Below are 22,976 nucleotides of genomic sequence, written 5' to 3'. Positions count from 1 at the left end.
TAACTAGCGAAACATAGAAACGATTTAATACAAGTTGCCGACAGGTTTCAACCTTGAATTAAAATGCAGGCACAAAAAACCCGGGATGAATCCCGGGTTTTTTGAGAGAAGTTGGAGGGGCCCTGTCTGCCGGCTCCTTGCTCCCGTGTCGGATCAAACGCCGAGCGACTCTATATCACTGGCCAGCATTGCAAGCTGGTGGGCAATGGATTCCCGCAGCTTTTCAGCGGGCACCAGATACGAAGGCGCCGCGCAGGTCAGCGCCATGATAGTGCCGTCCTGCAGATGAATGGGCACTCCGGCGGAGTTGATGTTGCGGTCCCACTCGCCGAGGGAAAGACAGAAGCCGTACTTCTTGTAGTCTTCCATCGAGCGCTCCAGACCCTGCTGCTTCTCCGGCCAGGCATCGCCATACTTGGCTGCCATGGCGTCATCAATCACCTTGCGGCCTTTTTCGGAGATGGCACAGTAGTAGGCGCGCCCGGAGGACGTGGTTGCCATGGGAAGTTTCAGGCCGATGTCCATGCGCAGCAGGGACGCTTCCGGCGGCAGCCGGTTCTCGACATAGATCATGTGCAGGCGGTCACGGCAGGTCAGGCCGACGGACATGTTGGTCTGGCGGGCAAACTCATCCATGTACGGCCTGGCCAGCTGGCGCACCTTGAGGTTGGACACGTAGGCGTAACCCAGGGCCAGCACTCCGGAACTGAGCTGGTACTTCTCCAGCTGCGAGTTGTAGCTGAGATAACCAAGCTTGGTCAGGGTATAGGTCATGCGCGAAACCGTCGGTTTGGGCAGACCGGTCAGGCGTGAAATGTCCTGGTTGCCCAGAATGACCGAGCCTTGGCTGAAGGCACGAAGCACGTCGAGACCACGGGACAGCGCCTCTACGAACTTGCGGTCTTTTTCCGGCTTTACCGGCTCACCGTCACCGGAAGCCGCCAACAGTTCCGGTGGGGTGATCTGTGCTTTGTTCATAATCGGGCGTCCTCCAACAGCATGGCCTGATCCGGCAAGCCCGCAGTGCTGGAACAGTGCCGGGAACTTGGTCAGAAAGCGAAAATTTGAACTATTTTAATGGCTGTAAGTATCAAGTACCACAGAGTGTATTGAAAAGGATCAAGAGTCGTGCCAAACATGAAACAATCTTCCTTTATGTTTCACTATTGACCCGTTTTTGCGACACTCCAATCCGGGCTCACGAAACCATTTCGGTATAATATTCTGCAAAGCGAAACATTATAAAGAAATTTCATCCATTTGACGATCCCGGGAGAGCATCATGAAAGTTCTGTTTGTAGCCGGAGACCCCAAACCAGAGCGCTGGACGGTACCCATCAAGGAACTGCTTCCGGAAGCCGAGGTTTACGTATGGGACGCCAACGGTCCGGCTGTGGACGCCGATTACGCCATTGTCTGGCAGCCGCCGGCGGAGCTGTTCGAGCGGGAGACCAGACTGAAGGCGGTGTTCAACCTCGGCGCCGGCATCGATGGTCTGCTGGCGGTACCCAATCTGCCACCTCACCTGCCGATGGTGCGCCTGGAAGACGCCGGTATGTCGGTACAAATGGCGGAATACATGCTTCACCAGTTAGTGGAAGCCAGCCGTGGCATGGAAACCTACCGCGAGCAACAACGGGAAAACATATGGAAAATTCACCGGCCGATCAAACGCAGTGAATGGCCAGTAGGGATCATGGGACTGGGCCATATTGGCAAGCGTGTGGCGCGCACGCTCGCCGACCTCGATTACCGGGTCAATGGCTGGGCGCGCAGCGACCATACCCTCGACAGGGTAACGACCTATGCCGGCGCGAACAGGCTGACCGACTTCCTGGGCTCAACGCGCGTGCTGGTAAACACCCTGCCGCTGACCGAGGAAACCCGCGATATCCTGAACCGCCAGCTCTTCAGCCAGCTGATGCCCGGTGCCGTGGTGATCAACGTCGGCCGCGGCGAACATCTGGTGGAAGATGATCTGCTCGAAGCAATAGACAGCGGCCAGGTAGCGCGGGCCTCGCTGGATGTTTTCCGTCAGGAACCGTTACCCGCGGATCACCCGTTCTGGCAGCGACCGGAGATCACCATCACGCCGCACATTTCCGCCCGCACCTTGCGCGATGCCACCCTGGAGCAGATCACCAGGAAGATCCGCGCCCATTACAACGGCCAGCCCATTACCGGTATCGTTGACACCGGCCGCGGTTACTGACCATCCTGGCATTACGCCGGTCACTGTTATCAGCCTCTGATTAACCCGTGGCCGGTGCCAATACGAACACTGCCCATAGCATGATCAGCAACAACGGGATGGACAGCAGCACGAACAGCCCGTTCCAGCCAAACGCCACCACCCAGCGCGACACCTGGCCGAACCGCGACAGCAACATCACCGCCGGACCGAACGGCGACAGCATCATCGCCAGAGAAAACCCGATTACCAGGGCCACGGCAATGGGCAACGGATTCACCCCTTCCGCCACCAGTTGCGGCATCAGTCCCGCCTGCACGCTCAGCACGGTAATGGGGATAATGCCGATGGCCGACAGCATGGGCATCATCAGCAATCCACAGGCCGCCAGCAGGAACACCCCCTGCTCTCCCGAAGCCAGCCCCGCCAGCGCGTCCGCCGGAATCACCGCCACCAGCGCCACACCGAGCCCGGCGGACCCGGCGAAAATGGACATCTCATTGCTCATGCCCAGCATGTTGTCCACCGACTCCCGGGCCACGCCCGGCAGCGAGCGGTCATGCCACAACATATAAAGGAAGGTCACTACCGGCACGGTGAGCATCGCCGCCACCGAGACCTTCACGCCTGACAGCTGCACCAGTGCGGCCATGGCAACGAAGATTACCGTGATCAGAAGGGCCAGCCGGCCACTGCCGGCAGGCCAGTGTTCCAGCGCCTTGCGCTCGCTGCTGACCATGCGAAAGCGTTTGTACTCAAGAAACCAGCCAACAAGTATGAGCAGCACTGCGCTACCCATACCGTAAGGCAGCAGCCCCGACCAGCTCAGAGTTGGTACCTCACGGGTGATAATAGCCACCGCCACACTGGTCGGCGCGACCAGCGGCACCAGTGCAAAGCCCCGCAGGGTACTGATCAATACACTGCGCAGCCAACGCAGGCGTGAGGCCCCGGTAATACCCCGCTGCCGCAGGGTATCCGCGAGGGTACCGCAGAGCAGGTTCATGACCCCGAAACTCAGTACCGACGCAATACCGCAGCTGACCAGTGCGTATTTTGGATACAGCAACGCCGGGCGGCCGCCCAACAGCACATCGTGAATGCGCTGAAGCACTTCCAGCCGGCGCACCAGGCACTGCATCATGCCAAGGCTACCCAGGAAAGCGGCGTAGAAAGCGACGTTGGAGGCCGCATATATCAGCTCACCGGGCCCCAGCTCACCCGCCAGCGCAAGAGCGCCCACCAACAGCACCGAGATCAGAAAAAGGTATCGGGAATAGGCCTGCAGCCGGCCGAGCATGGTCAGGAAGTACAGCACAAACAGCACACCGGACAATGTGCTGAGCCAGGAACTGTCCAGATACAGCGCCACAAGCTCCAGCAATACAGCAACGGGAACCAGAAAACGACTCATAGAAAATTCGCGATCCTCGAGGGTGGTATCGGTTGCATTTCACACAAACCCGGATTAGTCTTTATGCATCAATCTACAAAACTTAATTCCGCTATACGAAACTATAGTAGCATTAATGGCAAAATAAGTCCGAAAGCTTTCTGCGCTGCAGAGGAAGGACGACAACAGGGGCATGGCCGCTGTGACTGAACGAATGACTGACCAATTTTCTGAGGAGAGACACCATGGCTTTCGCACCCTGGGATGACCTGCTGCAATTTGACAAGCAACTGGATGAAACCGAGCGTCAGGTACGGGACAGTATCCGTTCTTTCTGCGACCAGCGCCTGATGCCCGGTATTATCGAAGCGAACCGTCACGAGAAGTTCGACCGCTCCATCTTTACCGACATGGGCGACCTGGGCATGCTCGGCGCTACCCTGCCGGAAGAGTACGGCGGCCCTGGCCTTAACCATGTGTGCTATGGCCTGATTGCCCGTGAAGTCGAGCGTGTGGATTCTGCCTATCGCTCGGCCCTGAGCGTGCAGTCGTCACTGGTGATGTATCCCATCTTTACCTATGGTCAGGAAGCGCTGAAGAAACGCATCCTGCCCAAGCTGGCATCCGGCGAGTACGTAGGCTGCTTTGGTCTGACCGAACCCAACCACGGCTCTGATCCGGGTGGCATGGAAACCCGCGCCAGGAAGGTCGACGGTGGCTATCTGGTGAGTGGTTCCAAAACCTGGATCACCAACTCCCCGATCGCCGATATCTGCGTAGTCTGGGGCAAGCTGGACGGTGTGGTAACCGGCTTCGTGATCGAGCGCGAAGACGGCAAGGGCCTGGACACACCAAAGATCGAAGGCAAGTTCTCACTGCGTGCTTCCGATACCGGCTCCATCTTTATGGACGAAGTGTTTGTGCCGGAGGAGAACAAGCTGGACGTGGAAGGCCTCAAAGGTCCGCTCAGCTGCCTCACCAAGGCCCGCTACGGCATCAGTTGGGGCTCCCTTGGTGCTGCCGAGTTCTGCTGGCACGCCGCTCGCAACTACACCCTTGAGCGCAAGCAGTTCGGCAAGCCTCTGGCCGCCAACCAGCTGATCCAGAAGAAGCTGGTAGACATGCAGACCGAAATCACCCTGGGCCTGCAGGCCGTGCTGCAACTGGGCCGCATGATGGACACCGGCGAGGCGACACCGGATGCGGTATCCCTGCTCAAGCGCAACAACTGCGGCAAGGCTTTGGACATAGCCCGGGTTGCCCGTGACATGCACGGTGGTAACGGCATTTCCGACGAATACCATGTAATTCGCCACGTAATGAATCTGGAGGCGGTGAACACCTACGAAGGTACTCACGATGTTCACGCGCTGATTCTGGGGCGCGGCCAGACCGGCATTCAGGCGTTCAGCTGATTGTTGCACAAACGCAAACGAGGTTTATCCGATGAACATGAACTACACCGCCGGGGAACTCGCCTTCCGTGACGAGGTAAGAGCATTCCTGGAAGAGAAGCTGCCGGCGGACATCGCCGCCAAGGTAAACGGGTTCCGCCGCCTGTCCAAAGAAGACCATCTGCGCTGGCAGAAAATCCTCTGCAAACAGGGCTGGTACGCGACGCACTGGCCGGAAGAGTACGGCGGTGTGAAGTGGACGCCGGTGCAGAAGCACATCTGGGATGAAGAATCCTGCCGTTACGGCGCTCCCCGCTCCATCCCGTTCGGGGTAAACATGGTGGCGCCGGTGATCATCAGATTCGGTAACGAAGAGCAAAAACAGAAATACCTGCCGCGCATTCTCAGCGGCGAGGACTGGTGGTGCCAGGGGTATTCCGAGCCCGGCGCCGGCTCTGACCTGGCGTCCCTGAAAACCCGTGCCGTGCGTGAGGGCGACCATTACATCGTGAACGGCCAGAAAACCTGGACCACTCTGGGCCAGTACGCCAACATGATTTTCTGCCTGGTGCGCACCAATACCGAGGTCAAGAAACAGGAAGGCATCTCGTTCCTGCTGATTGACATGAACACACCGGGCATCACCGTGCGCCCGATCATCACCCTCGATGGCGAACACGAAGTCAACGAAGTGTTCTTCCAGGACGTGAAGGTGCCGGTGGAAAACCTGGTCGGCGAGGAAGACAAGGGCTGGACCTATGCCAAGTTCCTGCTCACATACGAGCGCACCGGCCTGGCAGGTATTGGTATGTCCAAGGCGGCACTCTCGCACCTCAAGCAGCTGGCCAGCCGCCGGATGAAGAATGGTAAACCGTTGATCGAGGATCCGTCCTTCAGCCAGCGTATCGCCAGGGTGGAAATTGATCTGACGGCAGCCGCCATCAGCAACCTGCGTATTATTGCCTCGGTTGAAGGTGGTGGCGTGCCGGGTGCGGAAAGTTCGATGCTCAAGGTAAAAGGCACCGAGATCCGTCAGTCCATCAACGATCTCGCCCGCCGCGCTATCGGCCCCTACGCCCTGCCATTCCTGGAGGAAGAAATGGAACTGGATTACGACGGCGAATTCCTGTCCGACAAGGACGCTGCGCCACTGGCCGCTCACTATTTCAACAACCGCAAGCTGTCGATTTTCGGCGGATCCAACGAGATCCAGAAAAACATCGTGTCGAAAACGATTCTCGGGCTTTAAGGAGGCGACCATGGATTTCCGACTCAACGAAGAGCAGCAGATGCTGCAGGACACCGTGGCCCGCCTGGTGCGCGGTGAGTACAGCTTTGAAAAACGTCTGGCGTTCAGCGAAACGGACCTGGGCTTCAGCGCCGATTTCTGGAAGCAGCTCAGCGAACTGGGCCTGACTGCCGTACCGTTTTCCGAAGAGCTTGGCGGCTTCGGTGGCGGAGGGGTGGAAGTGCAGTCGCTGATGGCGGAGCTGGGCCGGGGCCTGTGCCTTGAGCCGTATCTTCAGTCCATCGTTTTCGGCGGCGGCCTGATCCGCCAGGCCGGCAACGACAGCCAGCAACAAAACTGGCTGGCTGGCATCGCCAGCGGCGAACTGAAAGCTGCTGTGGGCCTGCAGGAGCCTCAGAGCTTCTACGACCTGAACAACGTGGAAACCCGTGCCGAGAAAAACGGTGAGGGCTATGTACTGAATGGCCGCAAAGCGGTGGTGATTGGTGGTCATTGTGCCGACGTGATTGTGGTATCTGCCCGCACCTCGGGCGACACCCGCGATGCCGATGGCATCAGTCTGTTTGCCCTGAGCCCGGATACCGCCGGTATTGAGCGCCGCACTTACCCCACCATTGACGGTGCCAAAGGCTGTGACATCACCCTGAACGACGTCCAGGTTGATGCGGACGCGCTGCTGGGGGCCGAAGGCGAAGCCGCGGACGTCATCGAATACCAGGCCGGCCGCGCCATTGCCGCCCTGTGTGCGGAAGCCGTGGGGGTCATGGAGATGGCCAATGAGCTGACCCTGGAGTACCTCAAACAGCGCAAGCAGTTTGGCGTGCCCATCGGCAAGTTCCAGGTACTGCAGCATCGCATGGTGGACATGATGTCGGAACTGGAACAGGCCCGGTCCATGGCGATTCTGGCCGCCAGCGTCGCTGACAGTGAACAGGGTGATGAGCGCAGCCGTGTTCTGGCCGGAGCCAAGAACGTGATCGGGCGCGCGGGACAGTTCATTTCCGAAAGCGGTATCCAGATGCATGGCGGCATCGGTATGACCTGGGAGTATAACTTTGCCCATTACGCCAAGCGCCTGATTGCCATCAATCATCAACTGGGCGATGACGACTTCCACCTGGAACGTTACGCCTCTCTGCTGCAAGCCAGCTGAAGGGCGGTGCAAATGACCATGACAAAGACCAGCAACCAGTCAGCACAGCAGGACCTGAAGAAAGCCGAATGGAAGGTGCGTACCGAGCTGGCTGCGGCCTATCGTCTGGTGGCCCTGTTCGGCTGGGACGACCTGGTGTTCACCCACCTGTCCGCGCGGGTACCGGGGCCGGAGCACCATTTCCTGATCAATCCTTACGGCCTGCTGTTCCATGAAATCACCGCGTCGTCACTGGTGAAGGTCGACCGGGACGGCGAGGTGGTGCAATCCGGTGGCCTGAGCCGTGTGAACCCGGCCGGCTTTACCATTCACAGTGCCGTGCACATGGGCCGGGAAGACGCGGGCGCGGTGATGCACCTGCACGCACCCGATGGTGTGGCGGTATCGGCCCACCGGGATGGCCTGCTGCCCCTGAGCCAGACGGCGATGCTGTGTCTGAACCATTTGAGCTATCACGACTATGAAGGCGTGGCCCTGAATCTGGATGAGCGGGAGCGGCTGATCAACGATCTCGGCGACAAGTCGATGATGATGTTGCGCAACCATGGTGTGCTGACGGCAGGGAAAGATGTTCCGGAGACCTTCACCTATCTGTATTTCCTGATGAAGGCTTGTGAGATCCAGGTCAAGGCCCAGAGTTGCGGGCCCACCTGTATGCCCTCGGAGCAGGCCATTCAGACCACGGCGGATCAATCTCAGGCGCTGGGTAGTGCGGCGGCTTTGACCTGGCCGGCTCTGGTGCGGCTTCTGGATAGCAAGAATCCCGGGTACGCGGTCTGACTTTCTCGCAAGCTGGTGCCTGGTGCGCCATGGAAGGACGACACCTTTCCGGGACACGCTGTGAATACGTCCCTGTACGCTCGACAAAAACATCCATGTTTTTGACGGTCCCGGAAAGGTGTCGTCCTTCCATGGCTTCTGCATCAAGTCTTTGCCAACTCTCGATTTAAGGATGCAGGCATGCTTTCGGTTGAGCTGAACGATCTGGAAAAGCATAAGGGTTCTTTGATTGGCCACAGTCCATGGAAAACCGTCACCCAGGAGATGATTCAGGCTTTTGCCGATGCCACGGGCGACCACCAGTGGATTCATCTGGATGTCGAACGGGCAAGGCGTGAATCACCCTGGAAGAGTACTGTGGCCCACGGTTTTCTCACCGCCTCCCTGATTCCTCTGTTGAATCAGCAGGTGATCAACGTGCAGGGCAAAAGCGCCAGCATCAACTACGGGATAGACAAGCTACGCTTCCCCGCCGCAGTGAAGTCCGGGTCGGCTATCCGCAGTAAAATGGAACTGATGGATGTGACCAGAGTGGACGACCGGCGCACCCTGGCCACCTACAGGACCACGGTGGAGATTCAGGGTGAGGACAAGCCTGCCTGTGTGGCGGAAAATCTGGTGATGTACGTGGCTTAGATCGAGGGGCCGCCAGGCGGTCCCTTATTTATGGGGGTACGGACTGCGTGATCAGTGGAACGGCGAGTCAGCCTTTGGCCTCCCACTCCTCTTCCTGCAGTGACCGCCACATCAGCTTGCCCGTAGGGGACTTCGGCAGCTTATCCACAAACTGGACGATTTCAGGCACTTTGTAGACTGCCATCTGCTCTTTGCACCAGCTGACGATATCCGCTTCCGTGGTGCTGCCTTCCGCCTCAGGCGTAAGTACGATGCACGCCTTCACGGTCTCCCCCCGCCTGGGGTGCGGCGAGGAAATGATGCACACTTCGTGAATACCCGGGTGCCGGTACATCAGCCCTTCCACTTCCGATGGCCAGACCTTGTAACCCGAGGCGTTGATCATCCGCTTGACCCGATCCACCATGAAGAAATAACCCTCTTCGTCGTAATAGGCGAGATCCCCGGTACGGAAGAAGCGTTTGCCGTCGATTTCCACAAAGGCAGCTTCGGTTTCGGCCGGGCGCTTCCAGTAACCCTGGGTCACCTGCGGACCGTTCGAGACAATTTCACCCACCTCACCCGGGCCTTTCTCTTCCAGGGTTTCCAGATCGATGATGCGGCTGTCGACATCAAACACCGGAATGCCGAGGCACTGGGGCCTGGGACGATTCGGCGGATTGATGTGAGTGGCCGCCATGGTTTCCGACAGCCCGTAACCCTCGATGTAGTCCAGGCCGGTCATGGTCTTGAGCTTGGCAGCGACCGATTCCGGCATGGCTGCCCCACCACCGCCGATGGTGTTCAGACTGCTCAGGTCGTACTGGCCGATGTCCGGGTTGGACAGGAAATCCACCGCCATGGTGACAATGTTGGTCCAGCCGGTGACCCGGTAACGCTCGATCAATCGGGCCGCAGTGGTGCGATCCCAGCGGGTCATGATAACCGTGGTGGAACCGCTGTAGATGGGACTGTTCATGGAACCGGTCATGCCGGTGACGTGGAAGAACGGCAGGGTGGCCAGTTGCACCGTGTTGGCGGTGCTGAGGTTCCAGAACGCCCGGTGCACGGCAGTGGCCATCACGCTGCGGTGGGTGTGCATGCAGCCCTTGGGCGCACCAGTAGTGCCGGAACTGTAGGGAATAACGGCGAGATCATCCGGGCCGGCGGTGTGGGCTGACGGGATGTTATCCGCCGCCAGCGCCTGCTCCCAGCTAACCACGCCGTCCACCTGTTGCGACCAGGGCAGCGCTGCAACTTCCGCCGGCAGATCCAGATCGGTATCCGTGCTGATATACGTACTGTAGGAAGCTACCACTATGTGGTTGAGATCGGTGGTTTCCAGCAAAGGAACGATAAAGCCGGTCAGTTCCTGGCCCGCCAGGCAGACATTGGCACCGGTATCAGCAGCGTAGTGCTCCAGTTCCGCCGTCCGGTTCATCGGGTTAACCGGAATCACTATGGCATCCGCACGCAGAATGGCGTAATAGGCAACCACGTACTGGGGAGAGTTCTGCATGTACAGCAACACCCGGTCGCCTTTTACCACACCCTGAGCCCGCAGGTAACCGGCCATCGCCTCCACCTCCCGGAACAGGCGGCTGTAGGTCATCGACGCATCGTAAAAAATAATCGCGGTGCGATCCGGATAACGCCACGCAGAAATTTCCAGATTGGTAAACACGCTGGTCCGGGGCAGCGCCATGCTCTTGGGCAGCTCTCTCGGCCAAACGGCGTAATGGCGTGTAAATGTCATTGTTGTGATTCCTTTATCCGGTTCAGTGAGCCGCTGTTGCGGCCAGATCGAAAGCTTCAGTGCCGCCGGGCAGGGGCTCCCCGTGGCGCAATGGCGTGATGGCGATGGCTTTCCCCCGCAACACGCTGACGTCTTCATCCGGCGCCACAATGTGGCGGGAGCTGCGATCAAACCCCAGCCACCAGTACGGCAGGCTTCGGGCATCCTGGCCCGCCAGCAGACGCGCACGCTGGATTGAGCCGGTGGACTGCCGGCACCAGCGCGCCTGGGTGATGCCCGCTACCTCGCAGGCCGGGAAATTCACGTTCCACGCCCAGCTCTGTCCCGGCTGCCACAACTGACGCACCACGGATTCCCCAAAGGCAGATACCGGCGACCAGTCCACACCTTCGCGGCTCAAAAAAGCCTGGCTCAAGGCAATCGCCGGTATGCCCATGTGCTCGGCGCTGAGCACCGCGCCCACAGTGCCGGAATACTGCACCGAATCGCTGATATTGGCGCCGCAGTTCACCCCCGACAGCACCAGATCGGGCGGAGTTTCCCCGAACCACTGGGCCAGCGAATACAACACACAGTCCGCCGGTGTACCGGAAACCGCATAACGCCTGTCACCCTGCTCATACACCCGCAACGGATCATGGATGGAGATACTCTGGCCGGCGCCACTGCGGTCATGCTCCGGCGCCACCACCCAGACTTCCTCGGCGAGGTTGCGGGCGATCTGCTCCAGTACCTTCAGGCCGGGGGCGTTGATACCGTCGTCGTTGGTGATCAGGATGCATTTGACCATGGGCTCATTCATGACCGTTCACCCTCACTGGCAATCCGCCAGCCGGCCTCCGCCAGCAGGCTCGCCCTCCTGCCAACCTGCAATGCATCGGCGTTGGCAGCATTGCCCTGCAACGCACGGGCATAAACGCCCTGCAGAATGGCCGCCAGGCGGAACAGCGAAAACGACAGGAAGACATGCCAGTCGGCAATGCCGTCACGGCCACTCTGCTGACAGTAGCGGGCGATGGTTTCCTGCTCGTCGGGAATACCCAATGCTTCCAGGTCTTCGCCCTGCAAGCCGCGCATCCCTTCCATGTCCGAAGGCAGGTGGTAAGGCAGGCAGTAATAGGCCAGATCCGCCAGCGGGTGCCCAAGTGTGGACAGTTCCCAGTCCAGAATGGCGATGACCTCGGGTTTGTCCGGAGCCAGCATCAGATTGCCAAAACGGTAGTCGCCATGGGCGATGGCACACTCGTCGGTGGACGGCAGATTCTGCGGCAGCCATTCCATGAGCTTATCCATCGCCGGCATGTCATCGGTCTTGGCCGCCAGGTACTGCTTGCTCCAGCGAGCGACCTGACGTGCCACATAGCCTTCCGGACGGCCATAGTCCCCAAGGCCCACCTGATGAACGTCTACTGCGTGCAGCGCCGCCAGGGTATCAATGGCGGAGTAATGCGCGGGCATCCTCTCTTGACGATCCAGCGCCCTGAGAGCCGGATGGCTGACGATGCGGCCTTCCAGATAGTCCATGACATAGAACGGTGTGCCGATGATGGTACTGTCTTCACACAGGGCCCTGGTCTTCGGCACCGGCACGCTGGTGTGTTCGGACAGCGCGCGCATGACTTTGTATTCCCGCTCGACCATATGAGCAGAGGGCAGTGTTTTCCCAGATGGCTTTTTACGCAGCACGTATAGCCCGCTGTCGGTGTCCAGCAAAAAGGTCGGATTGGACTGCCCGCCCTGAAATTGTTTGACGTCCATGCGGCTACCAAAATCCGGCAGCGATTTCTGAAGCCATTCCAGGAGTCGGGACTCGTCAAACTTGTGTGCTGGCAAAACCTCTACCAATTCCGGAGTCATACTCATGATGCGATTCAACCTTCTTTATCTTTATGCGTCACAGCCTGCAAACAGTTCTGCGGACGGTGGGTGGGGTGCCTTTGTGCAGGGAAAAAGGTGTCTGAGCGCAGCGAGTTCTTTTTCCCGGAAGAAAGGCACCTCGCCCGCCGGCCTCCCCACTCTTGAAGGCAATCCTCAGCAAATGGTCTCACCACCGTCGGCTACAATGACCTGGCCGGTGATGTAGGCACTGGCCTTTGTTGCAAGAAAGACCGCCAGGCCAGCGATGTCCACCGGCTCGCCGATTCGCCTGAGTGGGGTCTTGTCTTCGGCGCGTTTGACGCGAACCGGATCTTCCCAAAGAGCCTTGGCAAAGTCGGTTTTGATCAGGCCGGGGGCGATGCTGTTCACGCGGATGCCTTTCGGTCCCCACTCCACTGCCAGATTACGGGCCAGCGCCGCTTCGGCGGCTTTGGATACGCCGTAGGTACCGATGGTGGTATTACCACGGATGCCGGCGATGCTGGACAGGAGAACAACCGCGCCTTCGCCTTTCTCTGCCATCTGCGGCAGCACCATGTTGGTCAGCCAGAAAGTGCCTTTGACGTTGGTGTCCATGATCTTGTCCCAGGCGTCGTCGGTCATTTCGGCGGTGGTGCCGTACACCGGGTTAGTGGCGGCGTTGCACACCAGCACGTCGATGGCACCCCAGGCTTCGTTGGTCTTGTCCACCAGGTTCTGCAGGTCCTCTTTCCTGCCCACATGGCAGGGAATGGCGATGGCTTCGTAGCCTTGCGCCTTCAGCTCATTGGCGACCTGTTCACAGGCATCGGCCTTGCGACTGGAAATCACCACTTTGGCGCCCAGACGGGCCATTTCCTCGGCGATAGAACGGCCGATGCCTTTGGTGGAACCGGTGATCAGTGCGACTTTTCCGGTCATGTCAAAAAGCGGATTAGTCATAGTTCGATCCTCATGCTCAATGCTTGGGGAACGACCGGGGAGGCACCTGCCGGGACTGTGCAAAACATGGATGTTTTGCTCAAGCCTACACGGACGTATTCACGGCGTGTCCCGGCAGGTGCCTCCCCGGTCGTTCATGCACCCGACGAATCGGGCCGAAAATCTTTAGCGATACTGACGAAGCTCAATCTTGGCCACAGAGTCCAGGTGCACCTCATCGGGCCCGTCCGCCAACCGCAGGGTCCGCACCTTGGCCCAGGCTTCCGCCAGGAAGGTGTCCTGGGACACACCGGCACCACCGTGAACCTGAATGGCACGATCCAGAACGTTCAGCGCCATATTCGGCGCAATCACCTTGATCATCGCGATCTCCTGACGGGCAACCTTGTTACCGACAGTATCCATCATGTGCGCCGCTTTCAGCGTCATCAGCCGCGCCTGCTCAATCTCGATACGGCTGCGGGCGATGTCCTTGCGGATGGAATCGAAACCGGACAGCGGCCTGCCAAAGGCTTCGCGGGCATTGGCACGCTTGCACATCAGCTCCAGTGCGCGCTCGGCGACACCAATGGTGCGCATGCAATGGTGGATACGGCCCGGCCCGAGGCGGCCCTGGGCGATTTCGAAACCACGGCCCTCACCCAGCAGAATATTCTCCACCGGCACCCGCACGTTCTCGTAGTGAATCTCCGCATGGCCATGGGGCGCATGGTCGTAGCCGAATACCGTCAGCGAACGAATCATCTTCACACCCGGGGTATCCAGCGGCACCAGGATCATCGACTGCTGCTGATGCTTCTCAGCGTCCGGATTGGTCTTGCCCATGACAATGGCAATTTTCGAGGTGGTCGTCATGGCGCCAGACGACCACCACTTGCGACCATTGATCACATACTCATCGCCCTCGCGGCGGATTTCACAGGCGATGTTGGTGGCATCCGAAGAGGCCACGTCGGGCTCGGTCATGGAGAAACAGGAGCGGATTTCGCCATTGAGCAGGGGCTTCAGCCATTGCTCCTGCTGTTCCTTGTTACCGTAACGGGCGATGGTTTCCATGTTGCCGGTGTCCGGCGCGGAGCAGTTGAACACTTCCGGCGCCATGGCAGAACGGCCCATCACCTCACACAGGTGCGCGTATTCGTAGTTGGTCAGCCCGGCACCAAACTCACTTTCCGGCAGGAACAGGTTCCACAGACCCGCCGCTTTCGCCTTCGACTTCAATTCCTCGATGATCGGCACCGGCGCCCAGCGATTCTCTGCCTGCTCGACCTGCTCATGGTGCTTGTGCTCGTTCGGATAGATGTAAGCATCCATGAACTCGTTCAGCTGCGCCTGCAGTTGTTTCGCTTTGTCAGACAGTTCAAACATGTCCGCTTCCTCTTGGTATTGGCGTTGATTCGGTAACCGTTCCGTCAGATCGGAACGCCCTCCGGTTTGTCGCTGCCGGACCGAATCCGGAACGTACCCTCGGCGATGGCCAACAGATTGCCCTTGTCGTCATGAACCTCGCCGGTGCTGTTGAATATGCGGGTGCCGCCGGCGCGCTTGCGACCGGTGACGGTTATGGTTCCGCCGGAACACTGGCCCGTGAAGGTGGTGGTCAGGGTCAGGGTGATGGCCTTGCGCATCCGCCCGGGGTAAGGGCAATGGGTGCCGGCCTGGGCCAGCACAATGTCCAGCAGAGAGGTAAGCACACCTCCGTGGATCACTCCGCCCAGGTTCAGGTGCCGTGGCTCCAGTGTCAGTTCCAGCACCGCTTCGTTCTCTTCCCAGGACACCTGACGATAACCCAGCAGGCTGTGGAAGCCCGGCAGGTCTGTTCCATCGGCAAACAGAGGTTCTTGTTCACTCATTACAGTTCCATTCCCGGCAGGTTAAGAGAGACCGTGTTTTGTGGTTTATTCGCGCCATCACAAAATTCACGTCGAGGTAATTTGTCACGCCTTGCGGTTTTGAGTCAATATTAACGAAAGATGATTTCACTAGATAAAACACGATAACACCAAAAGGTCGAAAAATGGAAAGCTTGATGCAAATGTCCGTGCATGCACCGGTGGACCCCGAAGAAACCATGGAGCCCATCGGCGAGCGCATCCAGGAGCTGGCTGCGGTACGCCCCCACCAGACCGCCCTGATCGACGACCGAAGCAGCGTCAGCTGGCGCGAACTGGTGTGCCTGACCAACCGCATTGCCAATCGCTTGCGGGTCGAAGGGTTGAAGGAAGGCGACACCGTCGCATTGCTGTCAGAGAACCGGTTTGAGGCAGTGGCTGTGTATCTGGCCACGCTGGTGGCCGGCGGCTGCGTGGTGCCGTTATCAGGCATGGCCAGTGGTGGCAGCCTCGCGCTGATGGTCAACGATTGCGCTGCCCGCTTTCTGTTTGTTTCGGAAAAAAATCTGCCGCTGCTGGACGCGATGGCAGGCAAGCTGGACCAGCTCACAGCAGCGGGATGCATCAGCCTGGACACAGATGACGAGGGGCTGAACGGCCTGAACCAGTGGCTTGGCCAAACCGGTTCCGAGGCGAGGCCGGCACAAGTGACCCTCGACCACCCCTTCAACATCATTTACAGCTCCGGCACCACCGGCACACCCAAGGGCATTCTCCATGATTACCGGTTCCGCCAACGCCAGATGGTGCGCATGAGCCGCTTCGGACTGGACGGTAACGCGGTGAACCTGGTGTCGACACCGCTGTACTCCAACACCACGCTGGTGTCAGTACTGCCCACTCTGTTCAATGGCGGTACGCTGATCCTGATGGCCCGCTTCGATGCCCGGCGGTTCCTGGAACTGGCCGAGCACCACCGTGTTACCCACGCCATGCTGGTACCGGTGCAGTACCAGCGCATTCTGGCGGACCCGGAATTCGACCGTTTCGACCTCTCCGCGTTCCAGCTCAAGCTGTGCACCAGCGCCCCACTGCGTGCCGAAGTCATCCGCGACGCCTTGGCCCGCTGGCCGGGCAACATCCGCGAGGTATACGGCCTCACCGAAGGCGGCATCTCCACCTGCCTCGACTGTGCCGCCCACCCCGATAAATGGGATTCCGTCGGAGTGCCGACCGAGGGCGCCGAGGTGCGGGTGATCGACGATCAGGGCAACGAACTGCCAAGAGGAGAAACCGGCGAAATTGTGGGCCGTGCGATCTCCATGATGCGAGGCTACGTTAACCGGGACGACCAGACCCGGAGCATGCTCTGGACCAGCCCGGACGGGCTGGTGTTCTATCGCAGCGGGGATATGGGCCGTGTGGATGAGGATGGTTTTGTCTACATCCTGGACCGCCGCAAGGACATGATCATCTCGGGCGGCTTCAATATCTATGCGGTGGATCTGGAGAATGTGCTGCTGGCACACCCGGCGGTGGCCGATGCCGCCGTCATCGGCACTCCCAGTGAGCAGTGGGGTGAAACACCCCTGGGACTGGTAGTGCTGAAGCCCCGCAGCGAAGGTGGCGACATCAGCGAGGCTGAACTGCTGGACTGGGCGAACGCACAGCTGGGCAAGGCCCAGCGCATGGCGGCCATTGAGTTTCGCGCGGAACTTCCCCGGTCTTCCATCGGCAAGGTTCTGAAACGGGAGCTTCGGGCAGACTGGCGCAAGAGATGACGAGATGGACATGTCCAGCCTTACAGCGCGCAATAGTCACTATACTTCCCGTGAGTCCTGGAAGTCTGTAACAGAATATCCGCTTGCACCCTATTGCAAAAAGCAAAGTGTGTGATAGATTCAGATACACGGATTCATTCTGCAATCACTAGTTCTGCAGAGCGAAACAAAGCCAAGACAGACAACTACCACAATAACGATCGAGGTCCAACAATGAAGATGCTAATCACCGCCAGAAAATCCCTTACGGTTTATGCCTCGGCCATGACCCTGGGCCTGACTGCTGCCCTGGCCAGCGCGCCGGTTGCCGCCGAGGAAACCTTTACCTGGAAAGTTCAGTCCCACTGGCCGGGCGCCAGCTCTTCCTACAAGGACAGCCTGGGCCGACTGAAAGATGTGCTGGAGGAACGCACCGACGGCCGCCTGAAACTCGAGCTGTACGAATCCGGCGCCCTGTTCAAGCCCACGGAAACCTTTAACGCCGTGAGCCGTGGCATTCTGGAGATGGGCACCATCTCCCCGGCTTACGCTCAGAACAAGATCAGCCTGGCCGGCGTTGCCTCCGGTTTGCCGCTGGCGTTCCAGACCCCTGCCGAAGCCGCCTACTTCCATATGAATATGGGTTTTGAGGAGATGCTGCGGGAAGAAGCCGCTGAACATAACGTCTACTGGGCCACCGACAAGGTCTACCAGACCGAGATGGTGGTCAAGGAACCAATCAAAAGCGTTGAGGATCTGAAGAAACTCAAGATCCGCTCCTCCGGTGCATTGGAGAAATTCCTGGATGAAGCCGGTGCAGCCACAACCTACATTACCGGTGCCGAGCTCTACTCAGCCCTGGATTCGGGCATCGTTGACGGCGCCCACTGGGGTGCTGCCCAGGGCGCTTACAGCATGTCTCTGTACGAAGTAGCGAAGTATCACGTCAAGCCCGCCCTGAACGTTGCGGGTACCGACGTCATCATCGTCAGCCAGAAAGCACTCGACGCACTGCCTGAAAATATGCAGGCCACCGTCAAGGACGCCCTGAAAGAGCAGTTCTGGGTGCGCACCAACGAGTATGAGCACAAGGAAAAGGTAACGCTTCAGAAGGCCATAGCCGAGGAAGGTGTTGAGATCAACACACTTCCGCAAGATGTTCAGGATCACATGCTTGAAGTGGCCCAGAAGTTCTGGGACGAGGAAGCCAAGACCAGCGATAACGCAGCGAAGGCTGTTGAGATGGTCAAGGAATACCTGAAGCAACTCGGCCGACTGTAAGCGGGCAAGAACAAGACCGGGCGCTACGCCCGGTTTTTATTTGCACTCATACTCTTATCAACCAAGCTTTTAAAGGCGGAGGGACAAAATGCGCGCTCTAACCGCATTCATGACTGGAGTGACCCGGCTCAATAACCTGCTCGGCCGGTGGTTCTCCTATCTGGTCATGGTCATGTTCCTGTTATTGATCACAGGGGTGGCTTTTCGATATTTGCTCGAGTCACCACTGTCCTGGACGGGCGAGTTGACCCAGTTGCTTTTCGGGATTTACGGCCTCATGGCCGGAGGCTATTTGCTGTCTCATAACGGCCACGTCAACGTTGATCTGGTCTACTCGAAGTTCAGCCGCCGTACTCGTGCCTTTCTTGACCTGTTTACCTCAATCCTGTTTTTCATCTTCACGCTGGCACTGTTTTACTTTGGCGTCGACATGGCCTGGGAATCCTTCAGTGGCCGGGAAACATCGAACTCGGCCTGGAACCCCCCTATCTGGCCGGTCAAAGCCTTTATCCCGGCCGCCACCCTGTTACTGATCCTGCAGGGTATTGTGAAACTGCTGCAGGACATTGCCATTGCTTTCAACCTCAGTTACTACCAGCCCGAACCTGAACCGGAAGAACTGCCGGAGGACCACACATGAGCATTGAAGTGATGACTCTGCTTTTCTTCGGCTCGTTGCTGTTTTTCCTGGTACTGGGCCTACCACTGGCGTTCGTCCTTGGCGGCGTTTCCGTGGTGTTTCTCTACTTCACCTGGGGCTTCGACTCCTTCTACCTGGTGGCGTCACAGATCTGGAGCACCATGGGAAGCTTTACCCTGGTCGCCATTCCTCTGTTTGTGTTCATGGCCATGATTCTGGAGCGAACCGGGGTCGCCCGGGACCTCTACCGGATGATGCACCTGTGGTTCGGGGGCGTCCGCGGCGGACTGGCCATTGGCACCCTGGTTATCTGTGCGATATTTGCAGCAATGGTCGGTATCAGTGGTGCCGCCGTTGTCGCCATGGGTACCATCGCCCTGCCGGCCATGCTGGAGCGTGGCTACGACAAGAAGATGGTGCTTGGGGTCATCAACACCGGCGGTGGCTGGGGCGTACTCATCCCGCCGTCCATCCTGATGATTCTTTATGCCCTCATCACCGGTGTGTCGGTGGGCAAGATGTTCGCAGCCGGCATATTGCCGGGGATCATGCTGATGGTTCTTACCTCGGCGTACGTGCTGATCCGCTGCTACCTGCAGCCGCATCTGGCTCCGGACCTGCCCAAGGAAGAGCGGGGCACCTGGTCTGAAAAGTTCGCGGCCCTGCGCTCCGTGGTGCTACCGATCATGGTGGTGTTCATGGTACTCGGCTCGATCATCGGAGGCATCACCACGCCCACCGAGGCGGCTGCTATGGGTGTATTGGGGGCTCTGATCTCGGCCGCGGTCTACCGCGCCCTGAACATCGAGCTGATCAAAGATGCGTCAGTGCGGACGTTCAAGCTAACGGGCATGATCATGTGGATCCTGTTTGCGGCACACGCGTTCAGTGCCGCCTACCAGAGCATGGGCGCGCAACCGATGATCGAAGGCATGATCCAGTCCATTCCCGGCGGCCCCTGGGCGGTCATCATCTTCATGATGCTGATTGTCTTCCTGTTGGGCATGGTGCTGGACCCGGTTGGCATCATGCTGATCACCCTGCCAGTGTTCACGCCTATCGTTGCGTCCATGGGCTTTGATCCGATCTGGTTCGGCATACTGTTCGTGATCAACATGGAAATCGGCTATATGACGCCGCCGTTCGGGTTCAACCTCTTCTACCTGAAAGGAGTGGTGCCGCCCGGGATAACCATGGGCGACATTTACCGATCGGTTATACCCTTCGTGCTCATCCAGATCGTGGGTATTGGCTGTCTTATGGTGTTTCCGGAAATCGCTACCTACCTGCCGGATCTGCTCTTCTGAGCCGATCCGGTCTGACTTTGACCGATGCATTGCGCAAAGGTATTGCGGCCCGGTTAACAGAGAACTACCTTAAGGGAACTCCCTCCTGATGGAAGCGGGAGTTCCCACCACAAGGAGATGTTCTCATGAAACCGTTACACCCCTTCCTGCTGGCCCTTGTCTGCCTGCTTTTGCTCACTCCTCTGGCGGCTAATGCCGAAACACTGACAGACCAGACCATCCGTTCGTTCATCAGCAGCCTGGAAGCCCTTCAGGACATGGAAGAAGAATTTGATGAACTGACCGATGACCTGTCCGCCGAAGAAGAAGCCGCAGAAATGCCCGATATGTCACGCCTGTTTTCTTCCTCGGTTGAAAAGAGGAAAGGCCATGATGCCTACAACAGGATGGAGGATGTAGTGCAGCAACACGGCTTCTCCAGCGCCGAAGACTGGGGACGAACCGGTGACCGGATTTTCCGCGCATGGAGCGCACTGGAAATGGGCGAACAGTCCGGGGAGGCAAACCGCGAAATGGCCAGGGCCATGGAGGAAATCAACAACAACCCCAACATGAGTGAAGCCCAGAAACAGCAGATGCGGGAGATGATGGGCGGTGCCATGTCCGCCTACGAGCAGGCGGCCAATGCGCCGGAAGAGGGCAAGCGTGCTGTTCGGCCGCACATGGACGCGCTTCGCTCGGTAACAAGTGAGGATGGCGACTACTGACCCGGAAGGTCGTGCCATTTCACTGCAGGCCAGCTACCAAACCGCCAGTCTGTAAGCATTCCAGACGTCATTACCTCAGCCCTTCATGCCCTGGATTTCCGCAAACCGACGAATCCAGGGCTCTGCCTTGCGCAAAGAATCCGGAAGATTCAGAAAGGCGCCGCGAGCCGCGCCGTAATTGGCGTAACTTCCGTAAACCACCAAATACCGGACTTTACCGTTATGGCTGGATTCTACGACAGCGGCCTGTCTGGCAATCCCGTGTTCTGTTAGGAAGTGGGCCAGACTCGACCTCGAGCCAACCGTTGATAGCTGTATCGTGAAGTTGTCCTCCGGTTGTCGTGAGACCCATGAGTGATCGATCGCTGACGGTTTATCGGCGGCCCTCGTCTGCCCAGCGGCCTTTACGTTCCTGCTCTTCATTGCTTCTTTATTGCTGGCGGGCAAATCTTTAGCGAGCCAAAAGTCCACGCCACTGACAAAATCTCCACTGGTCGGCACATCCACCACGCGAAATCCGGGAGTTTCCCAGCCTTCTTTCCGTATTTGCTCCGGGTTAACCTGCATCCAGTACTGCCCTGGCGCAATTGCCGAGAATATATAGAACCCGTCCCACGCTGTCGCGGTCGTGGCAACAACTTCCATGGACTCATCAAGTAACTGAAGCTGAATTCCACCCACGCCCCGGTCCGCTTCTTCAGCCTCCTCGTTCAACAGGAAAACCGTGCCGTCGATCTCGCTCGTCAGCCGAATCGGCAAATCCAGTTTGATGACGTGGCCAGGCCGAGGCATCAGGCTTACGCCGGGTATGGCCGGCTGCCACTGGGGGTCGATAAGACTCGACTGATTGATAGCGATATCGACGTAGCGATTGACAGACAGGCGTTCGATTCGGGCTATCCCGGCTTCGTTCGTAGTCGCTTCCCGGTATGCGCCATTGACCAGAAAGCCAACCCCGGCAACCGGCACTTCGCCCGCGTCCATGACATTATTACCGTTCTCGTCAACGAACACCTGGACAGAGGCGACACCGTATCCAGCCATTGGCTGGGCGGCGAGATTCCAGTTGGTGTGCCTGCCGTCGCGGCCCAGTCCCAGAAAAAAGCGCAGCCCGACACCATAATCTCCGTCTGTTGCATATTGCCCGGTTACACCAAGCCCATAACGACCAAGGCTTTTGGAAAACCCGGCGTTCCACAGGGTGACGGAGTTGTTGAGGTGGTGTGTACCTCCGCCTGTAATGCGGTACCCTCGGGCAAGGTCATAATCTCCGGTCAGCGATACGGAGGTGACATCGCTGCCAGGGATAACATCGTAGTTAACGACACTCCGGAACCCCAGACCGAGGAACCGGCGACTCACCAGCAGACTTCCCTGCAGGCGATCATAGGATGGCCGGTCCTGCCAGCTGAGGGTGTTGGTAAGCGCCGTCCGACGCACGTAGGCTGAAGTCCTGAAGTTCAGCTCGGTTTCCACCTCCCCCGATTCGAGTTGGTCACGACGTACCGACAACACGACCGGGAGTTGAGTCTGTGCACCCAGGGGCAGTCTTCCCGAGAGCCTGACTTCGTCACGAATGCTTACCGGATCCGGGACCGGCAGGAATTCATCACTGACAAAGTCCTGAAGGATGAACCGGTCTGCATCGAGTGCAACTCCGAAGACACTGGTCTGGACTCCAACCCCCCAGAGTCGCCCCCCGTCGTTTGCCTGGATGTAGCTTGTATCCAGCGCATAGGAGCCCAGGAACGTGCGCACACCCAGGGTACCGTAATGACGCTCGGTACCGCCCGTGAAGGCGCTGACATAGCTTGTGCTGACGGTGGTTTTTCCGGTGAGGCCGAATTCGAGTTGGGCAATGGAGCCTGGCTGCCCGAATTCGTCATTATGAGCCACGAAGTTGTAGTTCACCTCACCAGGACGAACCAGAGAACTGTCCAGGTTATAGCGGTACTCTTCCGTTCGGGTCTGGCCCAGCGGGCCATTAAAAACAAGCCGGAAATCATTACGCCCGTAACTCAGTGGCAGGTCTTCAAAGCGGTACCGCCCATCTTCATCCGGCACCCGGAAATCGATAAGCGTTCCGTTGTAGTAAAGCTCCACATCCCAGCCCGGAGCC

20 protein-coding genes are annotated in these 22,976 nt (G+C 58.5%); 11 read left to right on the top strand and 9 right to left on the bottom strand.

Annotation, left to right across the window (positions count from 1 at the left end; translation table 11 throughout):
- Positions 1–153: 153 nt before the first annotated feature.
- Positions 154–978, bottom strand: a complete 825-nt coding sequence (locus tag DIT72_RS06410; RefSeq protein ID WP_135954328.1) for an IclR family transcriptional regulator — start codon at positions 976–978, stop codon at positions 154–156.
- 304 nt (positions 979–1,282) lie between these two features.
- Here DIT72_RS06410 and DIT72_RS06405 point away from each other — a divergent pair, with 304 nt between their 5' ends.
- The gene (locus tag DIT72_RS06405) at positions 1,283–2,212 is read left to right on the top strand and encodes a 2-hydroxyacid dehydrogenase (RefSeq protein ID WP_135954327.1); all 930 of its coding nucleotides are present in this window, start codon (positions 1,283–1,285) and stop codon (positions 2,210–2,212) included.
- Between the two features lie 40 nt (positions 2,213–2,252).
- On the opposite strand, the gene DIT72_RS06400 is transcribed toward DIT72_RS06405, so the two are convergent.
- Positions 2,253–3,605: a hypothetical protein gene (locus tag DIT72_RS06400; RefSeq protein WP_135954326.1), complete on the bottom strand. Its 1,353-nt coding sequence runs from the start codon at positions 3,603–3,605 to the stop codon at positions 2,253–2,255.
- 224 nt (positions 3,606–3,829) lie between these two features.
- Here DIT72_RS06400 and DIT72_RS06395 point away from each other — a divergent pair, with 224 nt between their 5' ends.
- The 5 genes from DIT72_RS06395 to DIT72_RS06375 all read left to right on the top strand — a co-directional run bounded on the left by DIT72_RS06395 (position 3,830) and on the right by DIT72_RS06375 (position 8,796).
- A complete protein-coding gene (locus DIT72_RS06395) occupies positions 3,830–4,999 on the top strand; it encodes an acyl-CoA dehydrogenase (RefSeq protein WP_135954325.1) in 1,170 nt (389 codons plus the stop codon).
- A 31-nt stretch (positions 5,000–5,030) separates the two neighbouring features.
- Positions 5,031–6,227, top strand: coding sequence for an acyl-CoA dehydrogenase family protein (locus DIT72_RS06390; RefSeq protein WP_135954324.1), 1,197 nt, complete (start codon positions 5,031–5,033; stop codon positions 6,225–6,227).
- Between the two features lie 10 nt (positions 6,228–6,237).
- Positions 6,238–7,380: an acyl-CoA dehydrogenase family protein gene (locus tag DIT72_RS06385; RefSeq protein ID WP_135954323.1), complete on the top strand. Its 1,143-nt coding sequence runs from the start codon at positions 6,238–6,240 to the stop codon at positions 7,378–7,380.
- A gap of 18 nt (positions 7,381–7,398) precedes the next feature.
- A complete protein-coding gene (locus DIT72_RS06380) occupies positions 7,399–8,160 on the top strand; it encodes a class II aldolase/adducin family protein (protein ID WP_135954322.1) in 762 nt (253 codons plus the stop codon).
- Between the two features lie 180 nt (positions 8,161–8,340).
- Positions 8,341–8,796 (top strand): MaoC family dehydratase, encoded by a 456-nt coding sequence (locus DIT72_RS06375; RefSeq protein ID WP_135954321.1) that lies wholly within the window; start codon positions 8,341–8,343, stop codon positions 8,794–8,796.
- 67 nt (positions 8,797–8,863) lie between these two features.
- Here DIT72_RS06375 and DIT72_RS06370 read toward each other — a convergent pair whose 3' ends face one another.
- The 6 genes from DIT72_RS06370 to DIT72_RS06345 form a co-directional block, all read right to left on the bottom strand.
- On the bottom strand, positions 8,864–10,531 hold the full coding sequence (locus DIT72_RS06370; RefSeq protein ID WP_135954320.1) for a long-chain fatty acid--CoA ligase: 1,668 nt from the start codon (positions 10,529–10,531) through the stop codon (positions 8,864–8,866).
- A gap of 22 nt (positions 10,532–10,553) precedes the next feature.
- Positions 10,554–11,333: a 5'/3'-nucleotidase SurE gene (gene surE, locus DIT72_RS06365; protein ID WP_135954319.1), complete on the bottom strand. Its 780-nt coding sequence runs from the start codon at positions 11,331–11,333 to the stop codon at positions 10,554–10,556.
- A complete protein-coding gene (locus tag DIT72_RS06360) occupies positions 11,330–12,394 on the bottom strand; it encodes a phosphotransferase (RefSeq protein WP_135954318.1) in 1,065 nt (354 codons plus the stop codon). The genes surE and DIT72_RS06360 overlap by 4 nt, the downstream gene beginning before the upstream one ends.
- A 168-nt stretch (positions 12,395–12,562) precedes the next feature.
- Positions 12,563–13,330: an SDR family NAD(P)-dependent oxidoreductase gene (locus DIT72_RS06355; RefSeq protein ID WP_135954317.1), complete on the bottom strand. Its 768-nt coding sequence runs from the start codon at positions 13,328–13,330 to the stop codon at positions 12,563–12,565.
- Positions 13,331–13,495: 165 nt separating this feature from the next.
- A complete protein-coding gene (locus DIT72_RS06350) occupies positions 13,496–14,698 on the bottom strand; it encodes an acyl-CoA dehydrogenase family protein (protein WP_135954316.1) in 1,203 nt (400 codons plus the stop codon).
- A gap of 44 nt (positions 14,699–14,742) precedes the next feature.
- The gene (locus DIT72_RS06345) at positions 14,743–15,183 is read right to left on the bottom strand and encodes a PaaI family thioesterase (RefSeq protein WP_135954315.1); all 441 of its coding nucleotides are present in this window, start codon (positions 15,181–15,183) and stop codon (positions 14,743–14,745) included.
- A gap of 176 nt (positions 15,184–15,359) precedes the next feature.
- Between DIT72_RS06345 and DIT72_RS06340 the strand changes: the two genes are divergently transcribed.
- The 5 genes from DIT72_RS06340 (at position 15,360) to DIT72_RS06320 (ending at position 20,857) form a co-directional block, all read left to right on the top strand.
- Complete coding sequence (locus DIT72_RS06340) at positions 15,360–16,943, top strand: class I adenylate-forming enzyme family protein (RefSeq protein ID WP_228260741.1); 1,584 nt, start codon at positions 15,360–15,362, stop codon at positions 16,941–16,943.
- Between the two features lie 213 nt (positions 16,944–17,156).
- Positions 17,157–18,203 (top strand): TRAP transporter substrate-binding protein DctP, encoded by a 1,047-nt coding sequence (gene dctP / locus DIT72_RS06335; protein ID WP_135954313.1) that lies wholly within the window; start codon positions 17,157–17,159, stop codon positions 18,201–18,203.
- 88 nt (positions 18,204–18,291) lie between these two features.
- Positions 18,292–18,843, top strand: coding sequence for a TRAP transporter small permease subunit (locus tag DIT72_RS06330; RefSeq protein ID WP_135954312.1), 552 nt, complete (start codon positions 18,292–18,294; stop codon positions 18,841–18,843).
- The gene (locus tag DIT72_RS06325; RefSeq protein WP_135954311.1) at positions 18,840–20,150 is read left to right on the top strand and encodes a TRAP transporter large permease; all 1,311 of its coding nucleotides are present in this window, start codon (positions 18,840–18,842) and stop codon (positions 20,148–20,150) included. The genes DIT72_RS06330 and DIT72_RS06325 overlap by 4 nt, the downstream gene beginning before the upstream one ends.
- 125 nt (positions 20,151–20,275) lie before the next feature.
- Complete coding sequence (locus tag DIT72_RS06320; protein ID WP_135954310.1) at positions 20,276–20,857, top strand: hypothetical protein; 582 nt, start codon at positions 20,276–20,278, stop codon at positions 20,855–20,857.
- Positions 20,858–20,932: 75 nt separating this feature from the next.
- Here DIT72_RS06320 and DIT72_RS06315 read toward each other — a convergent pair whose 3' ends face one another.
- Positions 20,933–22,960, bottom strand: coding sequence for an SdrD B-like domain-containing protein (locus tag DIT72_RS06315; protein WP_135954309.1), 2,028 nt, complete (start codon positions 22,958–22,960; stop codon positions 20,933–20,935).
- Between the last annotated feature and the right edge of the window lie 16 nt (positions 22,961–22,976).

The sequence above is a fragment of the Marinobacter orientalis genome (genome assembly GCF_004792665.1).
GTDB lineage: Bacteria > Pseudomonadota > Gammaproteobacteria > Pseudomonadales > Oleiphilaceae > Marinobacter > Marinobacter orientalis.
This window is presented reverse-complemented; position numbering and strand designations above follow the sequence as displayed.